The sequence below is a fragment of the Anaeropeptidivorans aminofermentans genome, from assembly GCF_940670685.1.
Taxonomy (GTDB): domain Bacteria; phylum Bacillota; class Clostridia; order Lachnospirales; family UBA5962; genus Anaeropeptidivorans; species Anaeropeptidivorans aminofermentans.
This window is the reverse complement of sequence record NZ_OW711693.1, coordinates 3,680,878-3,704,762: the sequence shown is the minus strand read 5'-3', so window position 1 is coordinate 3,704,762 and position 23,885 is coordinate 3,680,878. Positions and strand designations below refer to the sequence as shown.

General features: G+C 40.6%; 17 protein-coding genes. 12 read left to right on the top strand and 5 right to left on the bottom strand.

Annotation, left to right across the window (positions count from 1 at the left end; genetic code table 11):
- Positions 1-63 precede the first annotated feature (63 nt).
- The 8 genes from NBX03_RS15630 to NBX03_RS15595 all read left to right on the top strand — a co-directional run bounded on the left by NBX03_RS15630 (position 64) and on the right by NBX03_RS15595 (position 9,966).
- Positions 64-1,224: a BMP family ABC transporter substrate-binding protein gene (locus NBX03_RS15630; protein ID WP_250228692.1), complete on the top strand. Its 1,161-nt coding sequence runs from the start codon at positions 64-66 to the stop codon at positions 1,222-1,224.
- 626 nt (positions 1,225-1,850) lie between these two features.
- On the top strand, positions 1,851-3,407 hold the full coding sequence (locus NBX03_RS15625) for an ABC transporter ATP-binding protein (protein WP_250228691.1): 1,557 nt from the start codon (positions 1,851-1,853) through the stop codon (positions 3,405-3,407).
- Complete coding sequence (locus NBX03_RS15620; RefSeq protein WP_250228690.1) at positions 3,404-4,495, top strand: ABC transporter permease; 1,092 nt, start codon at positions 3,404-3,406, stop codon at positions 4,493-4,495. Before NBX03_RS15625 ends, NBX03_RS15620 begins: the two co-directional genes overlap by 4 nt.
- On the top strand, positions 4,492-5,415 hold the full coding sequence (locus NBX03_RS15615; protein WP_250228689.1) for an ABC transporter permease: 924 nt from the start codon (positions 4,492-4,494) through the stop codon (positions 5,413-5,415). Before NBX03_RS15620 ends, NBX03_RS15615 begins: the two co-directional genes overlap by 4 nt.
- A gap of 4 nt (positions 5,416-5,419) precedes the next feature.
- Positions 5,420-6,331, top strand: coding sequence for a ribokinase (rbsK, locus tag NBX03_RS15610; protein ID WP_250228688.1), 912 nt, complete (start codon positions 5,420-5,422; stop codon positions 6,329-6,331).
- A complete protein-coding gene (locus NBX03_RS15605; RefSeq protein ID WP_250228687.1) occupies positions 6,318-7,535 on the top strand; it encodes an MFS transporter in 1,218 nt (405 codons plus the stop codon). The genes rbsK and NBX03_RS15605 overlap by 14 nt, the downstream gene beginning before the upstream one ends.
- 11 nt (positions 7,536-7,546) lie before the next feature.
- Positions 7,547-8,497 carry a nucleoside hydrolase gene (locus NBX03_RS15600; protein ID WP_250228686.1) on the top strand — a complete coding sequence of 317 codons (951 nt, stop codon included), beginning with the start codon at positions 7,547-7,549 and terminating at the stop codon, positions 8,495-8,497.
- A 1,010-nt stretch (positions 8,498-9,507) separates the two neighbouring features.
- The gene (locus NBX03_RS15595) at positions 9,508-9,966 is read left to right on the top strand and encodes a GNAT family N-acetyltransferase (protein WP_250228685.1); all 459 of its coding nucleotides are present in this window, start codon (positions 9,508-9,510) and stop codon (positions 9,964-9,966) included.
- An 830-nt stretch (positions 9,967-10,796) separates the two neighbouring features.
- On the opposite strand, the gene NBX03_RS15590 is transcribed toward NBX03_RS15595, so the two are convergent.
- The 4 genes from NBX03_RS15590 to NBX03_RS15575 form a co-directional block, all read right to left on the bottom strand.
- A complete protein-coding gene (locus tag NBX03_RS15590; protein WP_250228684.1) occupies positions 10,797-12,206 on the bottom strand; it encodes a sensor histidine kinase in 1,410 nt (469 codons plus the stop codon).
- A gap of 1 nt (position 12,207) precedes the next feature.
- A complete protein-coding gene (locus tag NBX03_RS15585) occupies positions 12,208-12,909 on the bottom strand; it encodes a response regulator transcription factor (RefSeq protein WP_250228683.1) in 702 nt (233 codons plus the stop codon).
- 591 nt (positions 12,910-13,500) lie between these two features.
- Complete coding sequence (locus NBX03_RS15580; protein WP_250228682.1) at positions 13,501-14,070, bottom strand: DUF2318 domain-containing protein; 570 nt, start codon at positions 14,068-14,070, stop codon at positions 13,501-13,503.
- 80 nt (positions 14,071-14,150) lie between these two features.
- The gene (locus tag NBX03_RS15575) at positions 14,151-16,007 is read right to left on the bottom strand and encodes an urease accessory protein UreH domain-containing protein (protein ID WP_250228681.1); all 1,857 of its coding nucleotides are present in this window, start codon (positions 16,005-16,007) and stop codon (positions 14,151-14,153) included.
- 696 nt (positions 16,008-16,703) lie between these two features.
- Here NBX03_RS15575 and NBX03_RS15570 point away from each other — a divergent pair.
- From NBX03_RS15570 to NBX03_RS15555, 4 genes are read left to right on the top strand one after another with little or no spacing between them, the layout of a single operon-like run.
- Positions 16,704-17,480 carry a hypothetical protein gene (locus NBX03_RS15570; RefSeq protein ID WP_250228680.1) on the top strand — a complete coding sequence of 259 codons (777 nt, stop codon included), beginning with the start codon at positions 16,704-16,706 and terminating at the stop codon, positions 17,478-17,480.
- Positions 17,446-18,711: a site-specific DNA-methyltransferase gene (locus tag NBX03_RS15565; RefSeq protein WP_250228679.1), complete on the top strand. Its 1,266-nt coding sequence runs from the start codon at positions 17,446-17,448 to the stop codon at positions 18,709-18,711. Before NBX03_RS15570 ends, NBX03_RS15565 begins: the two co-directional genes overlap by 35 nt.
- Entirely contained in the window at positions 18,701-19,414 is a 714-nt protein-coding gene (locus NBX03_RS15560) for a hypothetical protein (protein ID WP_250228678.1), read from the top strand. Before NBX03_RS15565 ends, NBX03_RS15560 begins: the two co-directional genes overlap by 11 nt.
- Before the next feature lie 13 nt (positions 19,415-19,427).
- Positions 19,428-22,073, top strand: coding sequence for a DEAD/DEAH box helicase family protein (locus NBX03_RS15555; RefSeq protein WP_250228677.1), 2,646 nt, complete (start codon positions 19,428-19,430; stop codon positions 22,071-22,073).
- On the opposite strand, the gene NBX03_RS15550 is transcribed toward NBX03_RS15555, so the two are convergent.
- Positions 22,052-23,812 (bottom strand): DUF4368 domain-containing protein, encoded by a 1,761-nt coding sequence (locus NBX03_RS15550; protein WP_250228676.1) that lies wholly within the window; start codon positions 23,810-23,812, stop codon positions 22,052-22,054. The genes NBX03_RS15555 and NBX03_RS15550 overlap by 22 nt on opposite strands.
- Positions 23,813-23,885 lie beyond the last annotated feature (73 nt).

The window sequence follows — 23,885 nt, the reverse complement described above, 5'->3', positions numbered from 1 at the left end:
AGCTTCACTTTTTATATTATCAGGTTATAAATAACCTTATAAATAATCAAGGAGGAAACAGCAATGAAAAAATTATTAGCAATAGCTATGGCAGGCTTACTTACACTCAGCCTTGCCGCATGCGGAGCAAAGGATTCAACTGATGCAAACAACAATCAAACAGGACAAAATGAAAAGCAATCGGAAGAAAAGAAGGAATCAGATGCAAAAGACGGAGAAAAAATCAAAGTAGCACTTTTGATTTCAGGAAACCTCGGCGATATGTCCTTTAATGATTCGGCAAACGCCGGCGCATTAAAAGCGCAGGAAGCGTTAGGCGTTGATGTCCGCGTTGTAGAATGCAACTCCGACTCTTCTAAGTATGAGCCCACTCTTTTGGAGTTTTCTGACGAAGGCTATGACATGGTTATCGTTTCAACAAACTTTATTGAATTCGTTGAAATGTATGCTGACGATTATCCCGATACAACCTATGTTGTATTTGACGGTGAGGTGGATTACGCCAAAGGTGATTTCAAAAATGTAAACTGCATTCTTTATAAAGCGAACGAGGCCTCTTTCCTTGGCGGATATGTTGCGGCAGAGCTTACAAAAAGCGGTGCTTCCGGCATGAATGACGACAAGGTAATCGGATTCTTAGGCGGTATGGACCAGCCTGTCATTAACGACTTCCTTGTAGGGTTCATTCAGGGCGCTCAATACGCCGACCCGGATGTAAAGGTTGCTTCCGTTTATTCAAACAGCTTTTCTGACAGCGCAAAGGGCAAAGAGCTTACAATCTCTATGATAGGCCAGGGTGCCGATGTTTGCTTTAACGTTGCCGGCGGCGCAGGTATCGGTCTTATTGAGGCCTGTGTAGAAAAGAATTTGAAGGTAATCGGTGTTGACTCTGACCAGGCTATGATTTTTGAAGCTAACAAACCTGAATTTTCCAAGCACATTCCTACTTCTGTTCTTAAAAACGTAGGCGACAGCCTTTATCGTGCGATTGAGCTTTATACAAAAGGTGAGCTTGTAACTGCCGAAACAGAATTTTTAGGTATTGCAGAAGGTGGCGTTGGCCTTGCAGACAATAAATACTATCAGGAGCAAGTTCCTCAGGAAATCCGCGATAAGGTCGCTGAACTTGAAGATAAAATCTTAAAGGGTGAAATCACTATAAATACTGCCATAGGCACACCCGTTGAAGAAGTTACAAAAATAATAACAGATGCAAGACCATAACAGTTATAAATAGTTCCGCTTAATAAACTGGGGGGTAAAGTTTATTAAGTTTCCCTTTTATGGCGGTGGATAAGCTTAGACCGCCGCAAGGATAATCTGCCGTCTGCTCTGATAAAGGCAGATTATCCTTTTTTGTTTTATACTTGAATCAAGTATAAAAAGTATCATAGTCACTTGCTTTTTTCTTATTTTAAACCGTCTCAATCCAAGTATAGTAAAACAAATTATCACAGCAACAAAAACAGTATATTTTGAAGAGCTTAAACGTGGTGTTTTTATATATTTAAGCCGTTTATGAAAAATAGACTTTTATTACTGCCTTAATCTTATTTTGTTTTATTTCCTTCAGCATAAAAGCAAAAAGACTTTACAACACAAGGGGTTATATAGTGAATTAACATCCGCCCTTCAGTAAAATATTATCAGGAAGGGTTTAAAATCAAATAAAAGTTAATTTATACTCAGTGAACTTAAAAAGCTTGTAAATCATTTTTAAGTAAGAGTCCTCTATAGTTAATAAACTGGTTTTCAAGTTTGGCAGCAATAAGAAAAGATTTTAATCTGCAGTAAGAATCATAAGCGTAAACCGGGACAGACGCATAAGAGCAGAGAGGAGGTCCTTTGTAATGGATGGAAAAATAGTTGTGGATATGAGAAATATCGACAAAGTATACCCAAACGGAGTTGTGGCAAATTCCAAAATCAATTTTCAGGTAGAAGCCGGCGAAATCCATGCCCTGATGGGGGAAAACGGTGCGGGAAAATCAACCTTGATGAAAATATTATTTGGCATTGAAAGCCCCTCCGGCGGCGAAATATACATAAACGGAAAGCAGGAAAGCATCACATCCAGTATGAAAGCCATAAGCTTGGGCATTGGTATGGTGCATCAGCATTTCATGCTTGTGCCGAGCCTTACGGTTACCGAAAATATTGTATTGGGCATGGAGCCGAAGAAAGCAGGCAATTTTATTGACTATGAGAAAGCTGAAAAGCTGGTTTCTGAGGTTTGCCAGAAATATAAGTTTAAAGTAGACCCTAAAGCAAGAATAAGAGATATTTCTGTTGGGCAGAAACAGAAGGTTGAAATATTAAAGGCTCTTTACAGAGGCGCCAAAATACTGATATTAGACGAGCCTACGGCTGTACTTACCCCTCAGGAGACAGAGGAGCTTTTTGAACAGCTTAAGGCATTGGCAGACAGCGGACACACCATCATCTTTATTTCACATAAAATTAATGAGATAAAGTCCATATGCAGGCGTATATCCATCATGCGTACTGGGAAGATGATGGGAGTATACAACGTAGCGGATATGACGGTTGAAAGTATTTCCGCTGCCATGGTTGGCCGTGATGTTGTAAGAGAAATTGAGAAAAAGCCTGCCCGGAAAAAAGACGTTCTTATGGAAGTGAAAGATTTAAACGTTCTTGATGACGAAGGAAAGACCATTGTAAACAATGTTTCTTTGAAAATCCATGGCGGACATATTCTAGGCATTGCCGGCGTTGAAGGAAACGGCCAGAGGGAGTTTATTGACTGTCTTACAGGTCTTGCGAAGCCTCAAAGCGGTTCCATCACCCTAAGAAATAAGGATATTATCGGAAAGAATATAAAGCAAATAAGGGAAAACGGCCTTGCCCATATTCCGGAAGACCGCATGAAATACGGCTGCGCTTTAAATGAAAGCATAGAGGATAATTTAATAAGTGACCGTTACGACCATAAGGCCTATAATAAATTCGGGCTTCTTGACGCATCCAAGATATCAGAAAATGCTAAGAAAATGATTGAACGTTTCCGTATTGTGACGGATTCTCATAAAACCCAGTGCCGTATGCTTTCCGGCGGAAATATGCAAAAGGTAGTTGCCGCAAGGGAAATGACAAGCGACCTGAGCATTCTGGTGGCTGACCAGCCTACAAGAGGAATTGACGTCGGTGCTGCTGCTTTTATCCATGATATGATTGTGGAATTAAGAGATGAGGGAAAAGCAATTTTACTTGTTTCAGCAGATATTAACGAAGTTATGGAGCTTTCCGACAGCCTCGCAGTGTTTTATGACGGAGAAATCACAGGGTATTTTGAAGATGCCTCCGCGGCTACAGAGGAAGAATTAGGCCTTTACATGCTGGGTTTGAAAAAAATGAACTCTGAGCAAATGGGGGGATTATATCAATGAACTACAATAAAGCAAAGCTTAACGACCTTATATTTGAAATACTTAGAACGGCCCTTGCCATATTAATTTCCATAGGTCTTGTTGTGTTAATTATTATGGTTGTAAGCGGCGAGCCTATCGAGGCAATCAAAACTCTGTTTTTAGGGCCTCTCACCTCCAAGCGCCGTATTGGCAATATCATCGAGCTTGCAATTCCTCTGACTTTCTGCGGTCTTGCCATCTCTCTTACCTTCCGGGCCAAGCAGATTAACCTTGTTTCCGACAGCGCTTTTTATTCCGGCGCCATGGCGGCTACGGTATGCGCTTTGTTTTTAAATCTTCCTGCGCCTTTGACGATTCTCATATCCCTTTTGGCAGGGGCTGCTGTTGGAGGGATTCTCGGCTTTATTCCCGCTTTTATGAAAATCCGCTTCGGTGCCATGGAGCTTGTTACAAGCTTAATGCTCAATTATGTAATGGGAAGCATTGTACAGCATATTTTGACCCAGATAAGAGACGCCAACAAAATGGCTCTTGAATCTTTAAGCTGGTCTCCGGCGCTGGCGCTTCCCCGTATTATTGACGGAACTCGTATCCATGCAGGTATTTTTATTTTAATTCTATGTATTATTGCAGTCAGTGTTTTTATGTATAAAACAAAAGGCGGCTACGCCCTTCGCATGACAGGAACAAATATGGAATTTGCCCATTACAGCGGAATCCCCGTTACAAAAATCATGATTGGCGCTCAGGTAGTGGGTGCGGCTCTTGCAGGGCTTGGCGGCTCTACGGAAATACTGGGCATGTATACATGCTTTAAATGGGTTAAATCACCAGGATATGGCTTTGACGGCGTAATTATTGCTACCTTGGCAAGGAACAACCCGGCCATGGTGCCCTTTGCGGCCTTATTTCTTGCATATATCAGGACCGGTGCTGATATCCTTAACCGCTCCTCCGATATTTCCTTTGAAATTGTATCGGTTATTCAGGCAACAATTATTCTTCTGATTGCTTCTTCTGCTTTCCTTGCCAACATGAAGCAGAAATCCCTTGAAAGGGCAACAATTAAAAGCGGAAACAGTGCCGAAGGAGGTGTGAAAGCATGAAAGACCTTTTAGCGCTTGTTTTCAGTCCGTTTTTTGCTTATTCTATTATAAGGCTTACGACACCGATTTTATTTGCAACCCTTGCAGCCATGCTTACCCAGCGGGCAGGCATTACAAATATGGCTATTGAAGGCACAATGCTTTTTGCTGCGCTTTTCGGGGTAATCGGTTCTGCAGTTTTTGGGAATGCCTTCGCCGGCTTAGTTTGTGCCATTGTTACAGGCCTTGTGATTTCCATAATGCTTTCTTATTTTACGGTTAAGCTGAAGGCAGATATGTATCTTGCGTGTATTGCCATGAACTTGTTTGCCTCGGGCGGAACGATTTTTATATTATTTACTTTAACAGGGGATAAATCCATGTCCTCCTCCCTTGCAAGCAAGGTTATGCCGACGATGGCAATCCCTTTGCTTCATCAGATTCCTATACTGGGTGAGATTTTCTCCGGCCACAATATACTCACTTACGTGGCGTTTATCATGGTTATCGTTGTTCATATTGTTTTGTTTAAGCTTCCTTTAGGGCTTCAGATCAGAGCAGTAGGTGAAAATCCTGACGCTGCTTCCTCGGTAGGAATATCCGTTAGTAAAATCCGCTTTATTTCATTGCTTTTATGCGGTTTATTAGCAGGCCTCGGCGGTGCGTATATGTCTATGGGCTATATGTCCATGTTTACAAGAGATATGGTTGCAGGGCGCGGATTTTTCGGTTTGGCAGCTTCTAATATCGGCGGGCAGTCACCCATCGGCGGCATGTTTGCTGCTCTGTTATTTGGTTTTTTTGATTCGGTGGCCAATAATATGCAGCGTTTCGATATCCCGGCAAACTTGATTCAGGCGATTCCCTATATTGCAACTGTAGTTTTTCTGGGTATATCATCATACAAAAAAATGTTGGATCAAAAAGTGAAAAGGAAATGATAACATGTCAAAAATAACAGTGATAGGCAGCATGAATATGGATTTGGTGATTTCAGCAGGCAGGTATCCTGAACCGGGTGAAACAATGCACGGCCATTCTTTTGCCATGATTCCCGGAGGAAAAGGCGCAAATCAGGCCGTAGCCTGTGCAAGGATGGGGGCTGAGGTTCATATGGCTGCCAAAGTAGGCAATGACGCCTTTGGTAAAGAGCTGATTGCTACGTTAAAAGAATCGGGTATTCACACGGATACTGTTTTAATCAGTAAAACTGCTAATACAGGCGTCGCCATAATAACGGTTGTAGACGGGGAAAACAGCATTGTTTTATCCGAAGGGGCCAATGGACAGGTTACGCCTTCAGATATTGACAGCATAGACGGGCTTATTCTTTCTTCCGATGCCATTATGCTTCAGCATGAAATACCGCTGGAAACCATTTACTATAGTATTAAAAAATATGCAGGAAAAACGAAGATTTTTCTGAATCCTGCGCCTATGAAGCCCTTTGAGGAAGACTTACTCGCCTGTATTGATTACCTGATATTAAATCAGTCGGAGGCTTTCGCCCTTACGTCGGTTCATGTTGAAGATGAAATATCCTCTTTTAAAGCCATTGACATGCTTTTGGAAAAGGGTGTTAAATATCCCATTATAACTATGGGCAGCAAGGGAGCGGCTTACTTTAACGGCCAGGATAAAAAATACTGCCCTGCATTTAAGGTTCCGGTGGTTGATACGACAGCTGCAGGGGATACCTTTTGCGGCGCGCTTGCCAGCTTCATTACAGAAGGGATTCATATGGACGATGCACTGAGGTCGGCCCAGATGGCGGCAGCACTCTCAACAACAAAATACGGCGCTCAGACTTCAATCCCTTACCTGTCCGATGTGGAGGAAAGCCTTGCAAAATACTAATGTCTATACCCAACACAATACTGAAAATCAAAATAAACCCAATATAAGAGCGGTGGCAGTCGTATATATCTGTATGTTTCTTGAAGGAGCCGGAAGTATATTAATTGCCTCGACAAAAGCCTCCCTTATGGAGCATTTTGGCATAGGGATTGCTTCCATTGGTATGGTTCTTACGGTTTACAGCTTATTTTGCGGCTTGTTTCCTATGCTTTTCGGAGGTTTATCAGATAAGTATGGCAGAAAAATTATAATTTCACTGGGGCTTGTTTTATTTATCATTTTTTACTTTTTGGTGCCCTTAACGAATATTTTTTCTGTTTTAGTTTTGCTTACGGCGGTTTTGGGTATTGGATACTGCTGTGTAGACCCCAGCGCGCAGGCCATTTTATTTGATTCATATAAGGATGCCACACCGAAGATGCCCCTTGTCCAGCTGGCTTTTGCAAGCGGTGCTGTCACTGCACCTATATTAATCGGTGCAATCTATGATTATAATGTAAGCTGGAAGACGGCATATATCTTCTATGGTACGGCATTTATCCTGTTGCTGATTTTTGTACAGACAGTTACTTTTCCGAAGACTGCCAATAAAAATACCGATGCCGAAAGTTCACGCACCAGCGCTTTCTCTGCTGAGCCTAAGCCTTTGAGAGAAGGCCTTGGTATATGTATTTTTATGATATGTTCTTCCTTGGCTACGGGTATTTTATCAAGATGGGCTGATGTATACATGACGGAGGTTTTTAATTACAGCAACTCTTCCGCCGTAAAGATTCTCGGTATTTATCAGATTGGCTGCATTGCAGGCGCTGTGATGAATTTATATCTTTCCGGTAAAATACATGTGACAAAGCTTCTTATAATTTATCCTTTTGCTGCCTTTTTTACCATGCTTGGGGGAATTATTATCGGCAGCAGCTTTATTTTTACCATAGCCCTTTTTATAACGGGAACTGTTTCCGGAACCCTATTTTCTTTAAGTGTGGGGCTAATGGGCCAGCTGTTCTGGAAAAACACCGGCGCGGCAACAGGCTTCATATCGTCAAGTTCAGGTATCGGGCTTGCCTTGTCCAGTGCCATTACCGGAAAAATGATAGAGGTTACAAATGTAGTAAATGTATTTATACTGATGCTTGTTTTAACAGCTGTTTCAGGCTTTACAGGCTTAATTATCCGTAGAATGTATTTAAAATTATTTAAGTGAGGAGTGTATTTATGGAAAAGAAAATACCTGTAATAATAGACACTGACCCCGGTATTGATGACGCCGTAGCGTTAATGGTTGCGTTTACCCTTGAGGAGTTGGATATTAAAGCGGTTATTACCGTAGCCGGCAATGTTGGTATTGAAAAGGTTACTGCCAATGCAAGAACCGTACTTTCTACCCTTGGCGTAAAAAGCAAGATATACAAGGGCGCAAGAAGGCCTTTGCTGGGCAAGGAGGTTATTGAGGCGCCTGAGGCCCATGGCGTTTCCGGTTTGGGAGCCTATTCTATTCCGGCGGAGAAATTTCATCCTCTTGAAGCAGAATCAGGGCTTGAGGCCTATAAGCGTATTTTATCAGAAGCGGAAGAACCTGTTACGATTATTGCTGTAGGGCCCTTAACAAACATAGCGATTCTTTTAAGCGCTTACCCTGAGCTTAAATCCAAGATAAAACAAATATCCGTAATGGGCGGCGGTCTCTATACAGGAAACCATACCCCGGCGGCGGAATTTAACATTCTTGCTGACCCGGAGGCGGCCGAAATTGTATATGGAAGCGGCATTCCTATAATTATGGCAGGCCTTGATGTGACCCATCAGGCAAATATCTATGCTCATCACGTTGAGGAAATCAGGGCAGTTGGCACCCCTGTTTCCGACATGATTGCGACGATTTTAAGTTTTTATTTCGATAATTTTGACGGGCCTGAAAAGGCCACAAAGTGTGTAAGCATGCATGATACAGTATCCGTTTTGGCTGTCGTATATCCGGAGCTTTTTGAGGGTGAAACCCTTCACGTTGTTGTTGAAACAGGCGGAAAATATTGCAGAGGCTATACATTGGCAGACAGAAGAAAGCCCGGCTTCAAGAAAGAAGAACCCAATTGCCTTGTTTTAATGAAACTGGATACGGAAAGGGTTATTGGAAAGATTATTGAAGCCGTTAAATCTTACGCATAAGGTTTTAAATGCGCTGCAGATGAATATTTTTTGAGTTGTTAATATAAGTTACATGATTTAGCAACAGGGTTTAAGCATATGGGAATGCAGAAACTTCATCCATATAAGTATTTTATAGAATAAATAAAATCCAATGGAATACATAATAATATTTTTTAAATTAGTATTTCGTATAATAGTTGTTTCTTTTTTATAACTGATATTAGAATGCCTGTATATATTTAACGCAGAACTTATGTCTTCAAGGGCCTGCGGTAAGAAAAGGGCTAAGACCTCTTTTGTTTTTTAAGTTCTGTGCAAATGAAAAAAACCTTATGAAAGCTCTTCTAATCTGTATTATTGTATTATCAAGGCTTATAAAGCCCCTGAGATTGAAGTATTACTGATATAATTACGCTGTCAATTATAGTAAATTTGAAGTTAAACAGCAGCAAGGCCGGATATCGCTTGAATTTATATAAAATAGCAGCATTGTCAATTAGCTTTTCTCTTATTTTATACCCCTAAAACCAAATGCTTATAAAGGTATATAATTGACTATACCCAGGCTTAAAAATGTGTTTTAGAAGAAATAGAATAAATGGCCTTTTGTAAAACTGCTTTTATTTGACTTTATATACTAAAAGCCTTATGCTCTATTGCGGTACAAACTTATTTAACTTTAGAAGAAGTTTCTTTTAAAGTTAAATAAGTTTTTCTTGGGTATATAATAAATTAACTTGAAAAATTCAAGTTAATTTATTATGAAGGCAATTTCACTCTATTTCCGAAGGGAATCCTTTTATACGAAGCAAACTTGGAAAAGGATACAGGCGTAAGCCTGTACCCCTTTTTTAGTGAAGGTTTTCTTATGGTGATTAGCCTTGTTTTTTGTTTGGTAACCATAAGCCTTAAGAGAATGGGCTTTTGCTGCTGCTTCATCATAAATTTACTATAATCTGGGGATATACCTGCTTTATTCAGGCTGATAAGGCAAAATATAATAAATTTATAACAAAGGGGACGGGAAAATGAATTTAAGAAAAGCTGTTATACAGGATATCAATAAAATTTTATTGTTATGTAAAGAGCAATTTCAAGTTATGGCTGATTTGCAACCCTACTTGAATCAAAACGGTGAACAAGATAAAATGTTTATAGAAAGTATAATCACAGATCTAAATTCAGATATTTTTATAGCAGAGGAAGCAGATGAAATAATAGGTTTTATATCAGTTTTTGAGAAAGAGACATCGGATTTCAGTTTCCGTGTAAAGCGCAGATATGCATATGTAATGGATATAATTGTTACGAAGGGTTTTCGTGGCAATGGCATAGCAACTAAACTGATGCTTATGGCAAAAAACTGGGCCACCGAAAAGGATTTAGAATATATTGAACTTACTGTATTAGCAAATAATTCGGCTAAAGCATTTTATGAAAAGATTGGATTTGAAGATACAGTGCATACAATGATATGCAGGCTTTAGGCATTTTTTGAATTGGATTATACCCTAATTATCGCCAGGGGATTTTACGACCCAGATTCTCATTACTATGAAGCCCCTGAACCGGCAAAATAGGTTCAGGGGCTTCATAAAAATGTCTTTTATTTGTTCTTATATAGTAAATTTTAAAATAGCCAGTAGCAAGGCCGTATATTCCCTTAGGCTTAAAAATGTATTTTAGAAGAAATAGAATAAATGGCCTTTTGTAAAACTGCTTTTATTTGACTTCATATACTGAAAGCCTTATGCTCTATTGCAGTACAAGCTTATTTAACTTTAGAAGAAGTTTCTTTTAAAGTTAAATAAGTTTTTCTTGGATATATAATAAATTAACTTGAAAAATTCAAGTTAATTTATTATAAAGGCAATTTCACTCTATTTCCGAAGGGAATCCTTTTATACGAAGCAAACTTGGAAAAGGATACAGGCGTAAGCCTGTACCCCTTTTTTAGTGAAGGTTTTCTTATGGTGATTAGCCTTGTTTTTTGTTTGGTGACCATAAGCCTTAAGAGAATAGGCTTTTGCTGCTGCTTCATCATAAATTTACCATAGCTTATATTTTTATTTACCGATTGCAGCTTGAAAACTTAAATTATTTGTATTTTATGCCGAGAATATAAATTCTAGTAAACATGGCATTTTTATAAAGCATCTTTTTAGAAAGACGCAGCAAATCCCCAATGACCTTTCTCTTTAGCCATTGGGGAAGAAGGTATTCCTTATCATTTCAACTGCTCTTTAAAATATTTCTTTTTAATATCCTATAGTGAAAAAAGATGAAAACTCTTTACAAGCTTTTGTTTGTATATTTTTTATCTTCCTCTTGTATAGTGACTATCCTTGGGAAGCTTTATTATAAACCGGCTTCCGCCTTCATGACGCTTTTCCGCTGTAATCGTTCCGCCGTGCGCCGTAATAATGGATTTTACAATTGCAAGGCCGATGCCGGCGCCGCCTGTTTTTCGATTTCTCGATTCGTCTGTACGGTAAAACCGTTCAAAAATTAACGCAAGCTCATGCTCTGCGATGCCTATTCCGTCATCTTCAATGATTAGGATAGCCGTTTCTTCTTCATCTTCTACTTTAATATTAATATTTCCGCCTTCATAAGTATATTTAAGGGCATTTGAGATAATATTTGTCATGACCTGGTTTAATCTGTCCTTATCGGCATAAACAGATACCGGATTACCCTCTATGGAAAGGGAAAGATTTTTTTTCTTCATTTCCAGTTCAAAATTATTGCAGCTGAAACGAACAATATCCATTAAATCAATTTCTGTTTTATTCAGTATTAAATTTTCGCTTTCGGTTTTAGCAAGGCTTTCCAAGTCAGATACAAGCCCCGAAAGCCGCGCTGTTTCCTCATAGCAGCCTCTAAGCCTTTCTATGGTTGGTTCCCATACCCCTTCTATCATTGCCTCTAAATAAGAACTAAGGGCGGCAAGGGGCGTGCGCAGCTCATGGGCAACATCTGCCGTTAATCGCTTCCGCAGGCTTTCCTGTTTGGCAAGCCCCTCTGCAAGGCAGTTGATGGCATCTGTAAGTTCGTCTATTTCTTTTGTCTTTATTTTTCCTTCAAAGCGAATGGCATAATTGCCCTCGGAGATCTGCTTTGCTATCTGGGCAGTTTTCGCAATGGGTCTTGCCATGCGGCGGGCTAAAATACCGCTTATGATTAAAGCGGCAACTAGGGATACTGCGCCTATGGCAATAAGGATAAAATTTAATGTATCGAGAAAATTAAAATCACTTTCGCTCAAAAAATAGGGGCCGTAATAGCTTATGGTCACAATGCCTATTTTCTGCCCATTCATAGAAAGCTCATAATCATAGGAAATAAACTTTCCGCCGATTTCAGGCCGCCTTGCTTCCATTCGGGAGGTGATATCCTTCATAATCTGGGTGCAGATGGCCATATCATGGTTTCCTGCGTCCCATACGGCTAGGCCCTTTTTGTCATAGACTTTGATAATATATCCGTCATACAAAGCATACATGCCTGCCCCGTGAATATATTCAACATTCCACTTATCCGTAAGGCTGTTATACTGATTTTTAAAATCCGACACCAGTTCATTTGCTCTTTCGGTCTGCTTGTTAGCAATATATTTTTCAAATTCCCTGTTAATGATAATATTTGACAGAAAGCTGATAGCCGCTACAGTAAAAAATACCATCAGCATAATGATTGCCGATATCTGGGTTCGGAGCTTTCTCATTTTATTCACCTCCGAATTTATACCCTAATCCGTGAACCGTAATAATATAAATCGGTGAACGAGGGTCGTCTTCCAGCTTCTGCCGAAGGTTTTTAATATGGCTGTCAATGGTTCTGTCATAGCCGTAAAAATCACTTCCCAAAGCGGCTTCGATAAGTTCCGAACGGGTAAAGACCTTACCGGGATATTTAATAAGCAAAGACAGTATTTTAAATTCATTGGGGGTAAGATTAACAGGCTCGTTTTTCTTCTTAATTATATTCTTCTGAAAGTCAATGGATAAATCTCCGTCATTCCATGAATTCCTTAAGGATAGAGGGGTAAGGTCTTCTTTTGACCTTCTAAGGATAGCTTCAATTCTTGCGTGCAGTTCCTTAAGGCTAAAGGGCTTGGTCATATAGTCATCTGCGCCCAGCCCAAGCCCTTCTAATAAATTGGTTTCATCTGATTTTGCCGTAAGCATTATAATAGGAACGCGGGATTTTTTTCTTATAATGCGGCATACCTCTTCGCCCGAAATATCCGGCATCATAAGGTCTAAAATTACAAAGGCAATCTTCTCCTTATCAAAAATATCCAATGCCTGACTGCCGTTTTCCGCAGAAAAAACAGAATATCCCTTACTCTCTAAGAACGAGGAAACAGCCTCTGCAATTTTAGGTTCATCATCTACTACTAGAATGTTTTTATTTATCTGAAGCATTAATTTTCACTTTCCCTCAAATAATCATATGGCGCCGTTAATCGCTGTTTTTAAGAAAAAACCAAGCAATTTATATAAGCATATATAAGATTTATAAACAGTTTCGTAATATCATTATAAATAATCTGTTTAAAAATACAAGAAGCATCTTTATTCATAATATCGCGAATAAAAATGAAAACTTGATTTCCTTTAAAAGCCGTTTATAAGCTTTGATGTATATTTTATAAACTTCGTTAGGCAGTGTCTGAAAATAGTCAAACCACTAAGAATAATAAATAAACTAAAGTTTATTTATTATTTTACAGCAGAAATATATTTTTCAGCTTTAAAGCTGAAAAAGTATTGTTTGCAAGAAAATGTGAATTCGAATGGAACCGGAAAGAAGTCCGGTCACGCGCAGCGTGATTTTTGCGAAGCAAAAATTCTGAGAAGAAAAATGCAGAAATAGCAGGGCTGTTTCGGGTATTTTCGATAATGAAGTCACGCTTTTATGGCAAAACAGACTTTTGTTTGGACTTCACGCTCTAGTATAAACAGAGCTTCTGCCCATACGATTTTTGAGAAAATGGTATGGGCAAATTAAGTGCCTTAATATTCAACTTTCCAGTTTTCAAAAAGAACTGTGGCTTCTTTTAAAAAGTCCTGGGATATGGTTATATTCTCATCATCTACTATTTTATTTTCTGCAAAAATAGGCCATGGGTTACAGCCGCCAGACTGTACTTCAACCTGACTCATTTTAAAACGGTTTCCGCAGTTTTGGCAGATTAAAACGTCGCCGCTCTGCTCATAATAGCCTCTTCCTGAATCATAGCAAATCTGGCAGGTATTAAAAGCGGTACGGATTGTCCCTTCCGAATCCTTTACGGCGATGACTTCAAGGGATATGCCTTCCACCTCCATGGGATAAAAGGACGCTTCTTCCGAAATGCCGCTTAAAGGGATTACAAGGTCGCCGCCGGATGAACCGGAGCTATTTGTATTTTCTTCTTTGTTGGCATTGCCTGAATTTCCACTGCTTTCTTTGGAAACTGCTGCACTGCTGCACCCTGTAAGCATTGCCAAAAGTAAAGTCATTGAAACTGCCGTTATTGTTTTAAGCTTCTTCCTATTTCTTTTCATATGGTTTTTATTGTTTATTCCTTTTAAAAGTCTCATATACCCATCTCCTTCTAATCATTATGCCTATCTGCTCTTTATCAAAAATTAATGAAATATCCGAAAGAATTTATTTATATTTAATGGCAGCTTGCCCCGTCGCTTTGCCGAAAGGTTTCCAGGGGCCATATAAATGTTTCATAGGTTTTGGCTTCTGTCTTTATGGAATCATAATCTATAGAATTCAAATCCGGAACAATTTTTACAAGTCCGAAAAAGCTGCTGTCGCCGTTTGAAAAATCAAAGCTTTCCGTTGGATATAAATACAGCTGATTTTCATTGGGGCCCATCTCCACCGCCGTCCCATAAGAGGGGATAAGCAGCATGAAATTTGAATCAAGCACTGATTTATTGTGAATAATCCATATGGTTTCAATGCCTTCTTGCAAGACTGCAACGGCAGGGCTGAATCCCTCATCCGTAAGTTCTATGGTCACTGTCTGATATTTATATTCTCCCTGAGACGTTATTTCCCCAGCGGCAATTTTATCTGCCGGAATCACATAGTTTGCAGGAATAGGCTTATCATCGTCCGGCAATATATTTGCCTCTTGTGAAGAAGCCCCGTTTTCGGAGGCTGTTTTACCGGCTTCCTCTTCCCCGACCACGGTTATGGTGCTGCGTATCATGCCCATCCAGCAGCTGTAGCGGAAATTTCCCTCTCTCTTGGGGGTAAATTCAATAATATTTTCACCCTTTTTAAAGGAATATTCTATGCCGTATTCTTTGATAAATATTCTGTTATTGCAGCCGTTTATACTGCCTTCCGGCGCATCGATAATCCATTTGACCGGTATACCGTCCTGAACGGTAATCGCAGGGTATCTTCCCGGGGAAAGGGTGCTTTTAACCACCTGTACGCCGTCTTCCATGACTATTCCTGAACTATCCGAAGCGGCGTTTACAATAGAAGGCCGGCCTAAAAAATTATCAATCCCTGTTAAGCTCCACCCTTGTGAAACCATAGAAAGCCCAAGCACAGCAACCAAAACGGCGCCTATTGTCATAAACCTGCCTGAGAATTTTTTACTTAAAACCGAGCTGAGAACGCCAAGGGTAAACATTAAAGGAACGGTTCCCATACTGAATAAAAACATGGAAAAGGCGCCTTCAAAAGGATTTCCTGTAGAAAGGGCATAAATCTGCATAGCCTGCAGGGGGCCGCAGGGCATGAGCCCGTTAAGAAGGCCCACAATAAGGGGGCTCTTGCTCTTTGATTTTTCTGCATCTATTCTGCGGCCAAAAAACTTCGGTATTCTTGGATTGAATTTTCTAAGCTGCGGAAATACATTTAGCATATTAAGCCCCATAATCACCATGAAGACCCCTGCCAAAAGCTTTAAAACCCCTTGGGTAAAGTTTGAAAAGGTAATAACCGAGCCGAGAGCCCCTACAATGAAGCCCGCTGCTGTGTAAGAAATTACTCTGCCGAAATTATATAAAAAAGACGGCCTAAGCCTTAAAAAGAGGCTTTTTCCTTCCTCAGCGCTGTCATTATTGATACACTGGGATAAATTAATGCCGCCGCACATAGCAATGCAGTGAACGGATGTAACAAGGCCGATTACAAACAGCATACCATAGCCCATATTGGTTTCGGCAAGCTGGCTTGGCGCAAGCAAATTCAAAAATCCAAAATGGTTCATTATCATATAAAGGCCAAGGATAATCATCAGCAGGCTTAAGGTATCTGTTTCTTTGGTGTTCGGCTGATTGCCTTGGGCTGTTTCATAGCCCAGCTTTTTTATAATCATGTAAATGTCTTTTAAGGATATAATATCCATATCATATGTAATTAATGCCGTTCCCGAAACATAGCTTACCTCTGCTTTTTTAATTCCGGCAGAATGGGTAAGCTTTTTTTGAATTTTATTTTCGCAGTTTACACAGGTCATTCCGCTTATGTCCAGTTTTTTTGTTTTTACAGACCGGTCCACATAAAGCCTCCTTTGATATGTTGTTTCTGATATTACTTTTATTTATATTAATTTACTATATCAAATAAATTTGGAGAAATTATGGAGATTGAAAAATTTCTTTTTCTGGATTTACAGTCAATCTGTTTCTATTCTGCCGTAAGCATTAAGGCGTGTTCCCTTAAATCTAAGCAGATACCTGAAAATGTGTTATCAGGCTAAAGGCTGCCTCTTTTATCTGCGGATTTATCTTTTAGAAACATCTCCTTATTCATTAGAATAGACCACACAATATTGAACAATAGAACGCCTTCATTTATAATTAATAATAGTACGATGCGCAATGGAATCCTATAAGTTTCTGGGGCGCAGGAACGGTTATCCATATAAATAAGTATGCCTGATTTATTTCTATGGAGAAGGCCGAGATATCTCTAATCGCGGCTTATACAGCAAAATCAAGCCCTTGCCTGATTATAAATGTGGTACAATTAGATAGGCTTAGGGCTTTATAATGAAAGGGACAGTGATTTTATGTTAAAAATGCCCTATCTTGCCCGATCAGACAATAGAGCCATATTAGCAAGATAAAATAAAATCTATGGCAATCCATATCAGTGGTTTGATACGAGTTACTTTAAAGCCCAAGGAATTTATACATTAAGCTTTGATTTTTTTATTAATTGGCGGAAAAACTGTGTAGCCGATGAAATATGGGTGAAGCGCTTAACTTTTGAGCCTGAGCGCTTTCTTTCTTTGGGCTGCAGCGAGGTTCTTGAGGAAATCACCGAAATAGATTCCAAGGACTGTTTAAGAAGGCTCTACAAATTTTCAAAAGCCTTTGATTTCATTGCTAAATATATGATTATTCCGGATATCCCTGGGGAATGCTGGCGTGATTTCAAGAATAAAGTCTTAAGCTTTGACCTTTCCCATACCACAAAGGAGCAGTATGCATCGAACAGCAGACAAACCATATCCTTACTGAATGCAAATGAAATACAGGAAGTAATTGAGCGCCTTAGAAAAGAAGCGAAGTCCATTGGTGCCACAGGATTAATATATGCTACTTCATCATTAGAATCCTATCTATCTTCAAAGCCGTATTTTTGGCCCGGCGATGTGGATATTGTTTTGACAGATAAAGAGGGCAGTTACGTTTACGGAATTATTGAGATTAAAAAGCATACGAAAGCATCAAAGATTCCTTTCCATAATCAGACAATCCACAATTATTTAAAAAAGGATAACCAAAAATATGCAAGCTTAGATATGCTGAGAAAAAGGCTCTCCTGTAAATTTTTTATGCTATTTTATTCCGTTGAGCCGGAAGACCGTAACTTTATAGTAGAAGAAATTGAGGAAGAAACATTTAACATATTATCAAGAAAACAGTATGCTATGCCTTTACAGCATGAGCTTCAGAGCTTTACAGACGAGATAAAATGGAGGTTCTTTCATGGAGAACAGAGTTCCGAAAGAGATTTTTTCTAATGCGGAAAATTCATTAAATAAATTATATAAAATCTTTCCCAATGTAATTAAAGATGGGCAAGTGGATTTTGATGCCCTTAAAGAAGAACTGGGTATATTTGAAGAGACTGGGACAGAGAAATTCGAGCTTACCTGGGCAGGCAAACAGAATGCAAAAAAAACAGCCCAGTCGGATGTTTCAGGGCGCACTCTCAAATATATACCGGAAGACGGCAAAAATACCGACATCACCGAAAACTTATATATAGAAGGGGATAACCTTGAAGTCCTTAAATTATTGCGTACAAATTATTACGGCGCAGTTAAAATGATTTATATTGACCCCCCCTATAACACCGGCAATGATTTTGTTTACCGTGATAAGTTTATCCAGGCGAAAGCTGTAATGGACGAAAAGGAAATGGAAACCGTCGATGGGGAGCGTATGATTGTAAATCAGAAGTCTTCCAATCGTTTCCATGCCAATTGGCTTAATATGATGTATCCCCGCCTGCGGGTAGCAAGGGATTTATTACGAAGCGACGGTGTAATTTTCATTAGCATTGATGATAATGAAGTTGCTCAGCTTCGTAAAATCTGCGATGAAATATTCGGCGAAGAAAATTTTGAAGGCCATATCCATTGGCGGAGACGGCATAATCAGCCAAATGATAAAACCAAGATGATAGGCCTTGTTGCGGAGCATATTCTTGCATATGCCAAAGACAGCGATGCACTGCGTGCCGCAGGGGTAGGGAAAATAGATTTGACAGGAGATTTTTCAAACCCGGATAAGGACCCTCGGGGCGATTGGGCATCGAAGCCTTGGAAGGTAGGCTCTGACCAATCAGGAAGCAGGTATATTATTGAGACCCCAGGAGGTACCGTATTTGATGAAGAATGGATGGGAGAAGAAAAAACCTATAAAGAGCTTTTGGCTGATAACCGCATTATTTTCCCTCGGGGAGGCGATGGCATGCCCCGTAAAAAATACTTCCGCTTTGAACGGGAGGAAGAAGGGCAATGTGCCACAAACTGGTGGGAGCATGGCCAATTTGGCCATAATCAAGGGGCCAATGACTGTGTTACAGAGCTTTTCGGCGTAAAGAATGTTTTCAGTAATCCAAAGCCTGTGGAGCTCATCAGGGGGCTCATTCAAATATCCAATGCAAAGGATAATGATAGATATTATTCTGGACTTTTTCTCCGGCTCTGCAACTACTGCCCATGCAGTGATGCTAATGAATGGTGAAAGAAATTGGAATTTAAGATATATTTTGATTCAGTGGCCGGAAGATTTAGATATTCAATATGAAAAGTCTTCCGGAAAAACCCGTGCTCAGCTTAAAGTATCCCTTGACTTTTTAAACGCTATTCAGAAACCCCATTATATAACGGAAATCGGCAAAGAGCGTATCCGGCGGGCAGGAGATAAAATAAAAGCCCAAATCGAGGCAGAGAACAGGAAGCTTCAGCCCAATGAGGAGCCTAAAGAGGTGCCGGACATTGGTTTTCGCGTATTTCGGACTGCCGATACCAATATCAGATGGACTTATGAAGCCTTAAAGGAAGGGCAGATAGAAGTTGACGAATTTACCCTTACGGATAAGGAAAAGCTTGATTTTATGCCGGGATATACGGATATTGATGTGGTATACGAAATTCTTCTGCGCCAGAGAGATATTCCTCTTAGCGAAAAGGTAGAGCAAACAGACATCGGAGAGCGGACCTACCGCTTTGCCCATATTTACGTGGTCTGCTTAGATGAAAAGATTACAGAGGATATGGTTCAGAAGCTTTCTGCTATGGAGCCTGCGCCCATTAAATATATATTCAGAGACAGCGCCTTTGACGATGATATTTCTTTAAAAGATGAAACCGTCCGCCGTCTGGAAGCTTATATTGCCCGCAATAGAGGCGAAGAGAAAAAAGCGTATACCGTTGAATTTATTTAAGGGGGGCGGCTAAATGGCGAAAGAAAGAAGAAAGATACAATTTCAGTTCGATGATCAGCTTGACTATCAGCTTGACGCAATCAATTCTGTTGTCAGGCTTTTTGACGGCCTCCCTAAAAAAATAAGAGGGCTCTATGAGCCGGCGTCTTATATTAAAGGCCTTGCAGAAGGCGACCCCGTTTCCAATGCTGAAATTTCCTCAGGCAGCCGAATGCTTGAAAATTTGCGCACAGTGCAGCTGGATAACGGCCTGTATGCCGACAAAGCTCTTTACGATAATAATTTTACAATAGAGATGGAAACCGGCACAGGGAAAACCTATGTTTACCTTCGTACAATTTTAGAGCTGTATCAGAAATACGGGTTTAAAAAGTTCATGATTGTAGTGCCGAGCATTCCCATTCGGCTGGGGGTGGAAAAATCCATTCAGCAGCTAAAAGAGCATTTTAAGGCCATTTATAATATGGACCTTACGAAGCATAGTTTTATTTATGACAGCAAGAATCCAAATCGTATTATCAGCAGCTTTGTAGAGGCAAAGGACTTATCCCTCTGTATTCTGAATATACAGGCCTTTAATAAAGACAGCAATAAAATCCGTGCCGAGGACGAATACGGCAGGGTGCTGTGGGCGGATATTAAACAGATACGCCCGATTGTAATTATTGATGAGCCCCAGAAAATTGAAGGGGCTAAAAGTAAAAAATCCAAGTCCTTGCAAGCCATTGAAGACATAAATCCTCTTTTTACTTTGCGTTATTCGGCAACCCATAAGAAGCTATATAATCAGATTTATAAGCTTAATTCCTATGATGCCTATAAAAAAGAGCTTGTGAAACAAATTCAGGTTAAAACAATAAACGGCGTTATTCCAAAGGACTTTCCCTATATCCGCTATCTTGATTTTACAAAGGACCTCTACGCACGGATTGAGATGTTTTCCCAAAAGCAAGGGCGGGGCATCCGCTTTGAGACCTTTAAAGTCCGGGGAAACGCATCGCTTTTTGATTTATCGGGGGGCCTGCCGCAATATGCAGATTACCGTATTGCAGAAGACCCCCATAAGCTGAAGCCTCTGAAGGTTTCTGCAGGAAATGAAACTATTGAATTAGCTTCCGGTCACAGTACCTACGAAATTACCGAAAACGAAGCTGTCCGAATTCAAATACGCCTTGCCATTGAAAATCACTTTAAAAAGCAGACAGAGATTTTGCGTAAAGGGCGGAAGATAAAGGTTTTGACATTGTTTTTCGTAGATAATGTCTCAAAGGTGCGAGACAATACGAGAAGTGACGGCCGCGGTGATTATCTGCGTATTTTTGATGAAGAATATGAAAGGGCGGTTAAAGGGGAAAATGGAAAGAAAATGTTTGAGAACCTAAAGGAAGCCCTTAATTCCTTTGCCGGTCCTGATGAAATTTTTAAAGTCCGGGAGGGCTACTTTGCCGTGGATAAATATAAAAATGCGGTTGAAGTAGAAGGCTGGGATTCAAGCCTTCCGGAAGAAGAGCTGAAAATAAAGACAAAATCCCAGGAGGATATTGACCGGGGAATTGAGCTGATTCTTAGAAAGAAGGACGAGCTGATTTCCTTTGACGAGCCGCTGGCCTTTATTTTTTCTCATTCCGCTTTGCGGGAAGGATGGGATAATCCCAATATTTTCACCATCTGTACCCTTAAAAATGCCGGAAGCGATATTGCAAAAAAACAGGAAATCGGGCGTGGATTACGGCTTCCGGTGGATATTAACGGCGTACGCTGCACAGATTCTGCCATTAACGAGCTTACGATTATTGCCAATGATAATTTTGCCCATTTTGCCGACAGACTGCAAAAGGATTTTAATGACGCCATGAACTTTAAGAAAGATGAGGTTACGCCGGATATTCTTGCAGTCACTTTGAAAAAGGCAGGCGTGCCCATAGATAAGATAAATGCCAAGCTTGTTGATAAGCTGCGGGAGGAGCTTTTCTTCGCCGGCATTATCAACTCAAAAAACATGCTGACAGGCAAGGCAAATCAAATAAACGGAAATATTTTATTTACTGATGCTACATTAAAAGAACACTGTATAATGATTATGAAGGCCTTTAAAGAAAGCATGGTAGAAAAAGGCAGCAGTAAAATCCATATCCGTAACGGGGATAATGAGCCGATGGAAAACAGCAGACGCTCCTATTGCTCCGAAGAAAGCTTTTTTAAGATTTTCAGGAGCTTAGCTGAGCAATTGTCTAAACGGACTATTTATAGGCTTAATCTTGATAAAGAGAAGTTTATTGATGAGTGCATCAATGAAATCAATGCGCTTTTATTATACCGCAAGGTGCAAAATCAATATGAAATCAAAGGCGCTGAAGTGGAGGCAGACGACACAGGGCGCATCGTTATTAGCGGCAGGGATACGAAAGTCCTGAATCGCTATGAAGAGGAGCCTATTATCCCAAAAAGTGATTTTGAACTTGCAAATCGCATTATGTACCATACGAATCTGCCCCGCTTTGCAATTTTTAGAATTTTACAGAAAATAGAAAAGAAATTACTGCTTTCCAATCAGGACATTTTAGATACTGTTATCCGCTGCATTGCGAGTGTTCTTACAGCATTTGAGAAGTTCGTGGCTTTTCAAATGCCGAACACTCAAAAATTAGCAACGTTTTGAGATTGGGAGTAGCTAACAGCTACTCCTTTTCTCGTTTGTATCAAAACTTCCGGCTGCGGAAGTGGCAATACGTTAGGTATCTCTATGGAGCCAACGCAGTTGTAATGTATTTTGAGCTTTTGAACGTGTACGCCGTCTATCTTCTCGGCTTGACACACTTCTATGTAGTCCACAAGCTCATTTAGCATTCGTTGCGTCAATTTCTTTGCGCGGGTGTACTTGCGTACTTTGGCGATAAACAAATCCATTGACATTGATTTATCAGTTTCCTTGTCAAGCTCCATTTGTAAGGCTTTCACGCGCTGGACAAGCTCGGCTTGCTCCGTTTCATAACTCACGGACATTTTCGCAAACCGCTCGTCGGTGATTTTGCCGCTTTCGTTGTCCTCGTAAATCCGTTGAAACAGGTTATCAAGCTCCGCGTCGCGTTTCTGCAAGGCTTTAAGCTCCCGCCGCAAGGCTTCTCGTTCTGCTTCAATGTTCTGCTGTGATTGCCCGATTGCCGCCTTGACAAACTCGGTTTCGTACCGGCTTGCAAACTGCGTCAGGCGGCGTATCTCACCAAGTACAACCTGTTCCAAAAAGTCAACACGGACATAATGTGTGCTTGTGCAAGTACCGCGATTGCCCTTGTAGTTAGAACAGTTAAAATACTTAATATCGTGGTTCTTCTGATTGAAATGATACCACAGGTTTTTCCCGCAATCAGCACAACGCAAAAGGCCGGAAAACATACTCTTTTCGCCCTCGTTGGTAACGCGCTTTCGCACCTTGCCGCGTTTCTGCTGCACCTGTTCCCATATCCCACGGTCAATAATGGGGTTGTGAACGTCCTTAAAAATTGCCCAATTTTCCTCGCTGTTAGGTAACCGCTCTTTGTGTTTGAATGATTTGGAATAGGTCTTAAAGTTGATAACGTCCCCGCAATACTCCTGTAAAGACAGGATTTTGACGACGGTTGAACTATTCCATTTGTGCGGCTCCCGGTCAGTCACTTTGCCGGGACGTTTCACGCCTTTGCTGCGCCAGTAGAACATAGGCGTTAGAATTTTGTCGGCAGACAGGGCGGCGGCGATTTGCTCCGTGCCGTAGCCGTCCAGCGTCATGCTGAATATCCGGCGAACGGTGGCGGCTGCTTCCTCGTCCACAATCCAGCGTTTGGGGTTTTCCGGGTCTTTCATGTACCCGTAGGGCGGCATGGAAAGCGGTTCACCGGCGTTGCCCCTTACCCTGTTTGACAGGCGGCGTTTTTTTGAAATGTCACGGGCGTATTGCTCATTCGCCCAATTACGCAGAAAGATAAATTCGTCGTCGCCCTCGGCGGTGTCAATGCTGTCACCCACAGATACAAGCCGTATTTCATGCTCCGGCAAGAAATCATCAATCAGTTTGTCGGCTTCCGTGCGGTTGCGGTACAGCCGGGATAAATCCTTGACGAATAACGCCGCTGCGTATTGCTGTTCCAGCTTTGCAAGCATATTCTGAAAACCGGGGCGTTTGGCGATTACGCCTGTAATACCGTCGTCCATGAAAATAATCAAAACGGTATAGCCGTATTCCGTCGCCAACTGGGTTAAGAGCTTAATTTGATTCTGTATGCTGTAACTTTCGGCTTCTAAATCGTCCTCACGGGAAATACGCACATAGATAAAGGCTGTTTTCTCCCGGTCTTTCTTGTTGTACCGAACCTCTAAATCTGTGGCATAATAGATTTTTGCCTTGCCATTCGACTGTTTCACAAGCCCTCCTTTCCGGCAGTCAAATAGACAATATTCCCTGTAACTATTGTACCATATTAGACTACCTTATATC

Bases quoted from the DNA above. Each gene is read 5' to 3' on its own strand.
- NBX03_RS15630 (WP_250228692.1), top strand. From the start codon at position 64: ATGAAAAAATTATTAGCAATAGCTATGGCAGGCTTACTTACACTCAGC.
- NBX03_RS15625 (WP_250228691.1), top strand. From the start codon at position 1,851: ATGGATGGAAAAATAGTTGTGGATATGAGAAATATCGACAAAGTATAC.
- NBX03_RS15620 (WP_250228690.1), top strand. From the start codon at position 3,404: ATGAACTACAATAAAGCAAAGCTTAACGACCTTATATTTGAAATACTT.
- NBX03_RS15615 (WP_250228689.1), top strand. From the start codon at position 4,492: ATGAAAGACCTTTTAGCGCTTGTTTTCAGTCCGTTTTTTGCTTATTCT.
- rbsK (WP_250228688.1), top strand. From the start codon at position 5,420: ATGTCAAAAATAACAGTGATAGGCAGCATGAATATGGATTTGGTGATT.
- NBX03_RS15600 (WP_250228686.1), top strand. From the start codon at position 7,547: ATGGAAAAGAAAATACCTGTAATAATAGACACTGACCCCGGTATTGAT.
- NBX03_RS15595 (WP_250228685.1), top strand. From the start codon at position 9,508: ATGAATTTAAGAAAAGCTGTTATACAGGATATCAATAAAATTTTATTG.
- NBX03_RS15590 (WP_250228684.1), bottom strand. From the start codon at position 12,206: ATGAGAAAGCTCCGAACCCAGATATCGGCAATCATTATGCTGATGGTA.
- NBX03_RS15585 (WP_250228683.1), bottom strand. From the start codon at position 12,909: ATGCTTCAGATAAATAAAAACATTCTAGTAGTAGATGATGAACCTAAA.
- NBX03_RS15580 (WP_250228682.1), bottom strand. From the start codon at position 14,070: ATGAGACTTTTAAAAGGAATAAACAATAAAAACCATATGAAAAGAAAT.
- NBX03_RS15565 (WP_250228679.1), top strand. From the start codon at position 17,446: ATGGAGAACAGAGTTCCGAAAGAGATTTTTTCTAATGCGGAAAATTCA.
- NBX03_RS15560 (WP_250228678.1), top strand. From the start codon at position 18,701: ATGAATGGTGAAAGAAATTGGAATTTAAGATATATTTTGATTCAGTGG.
- NBX03_RS15555 (WP_250228677.1), top strand. From the start codon at position 19,428: ATGGCGAAAGAAAGAAGAAAGATACAATTTCAGTTCGATGATCAGCTT.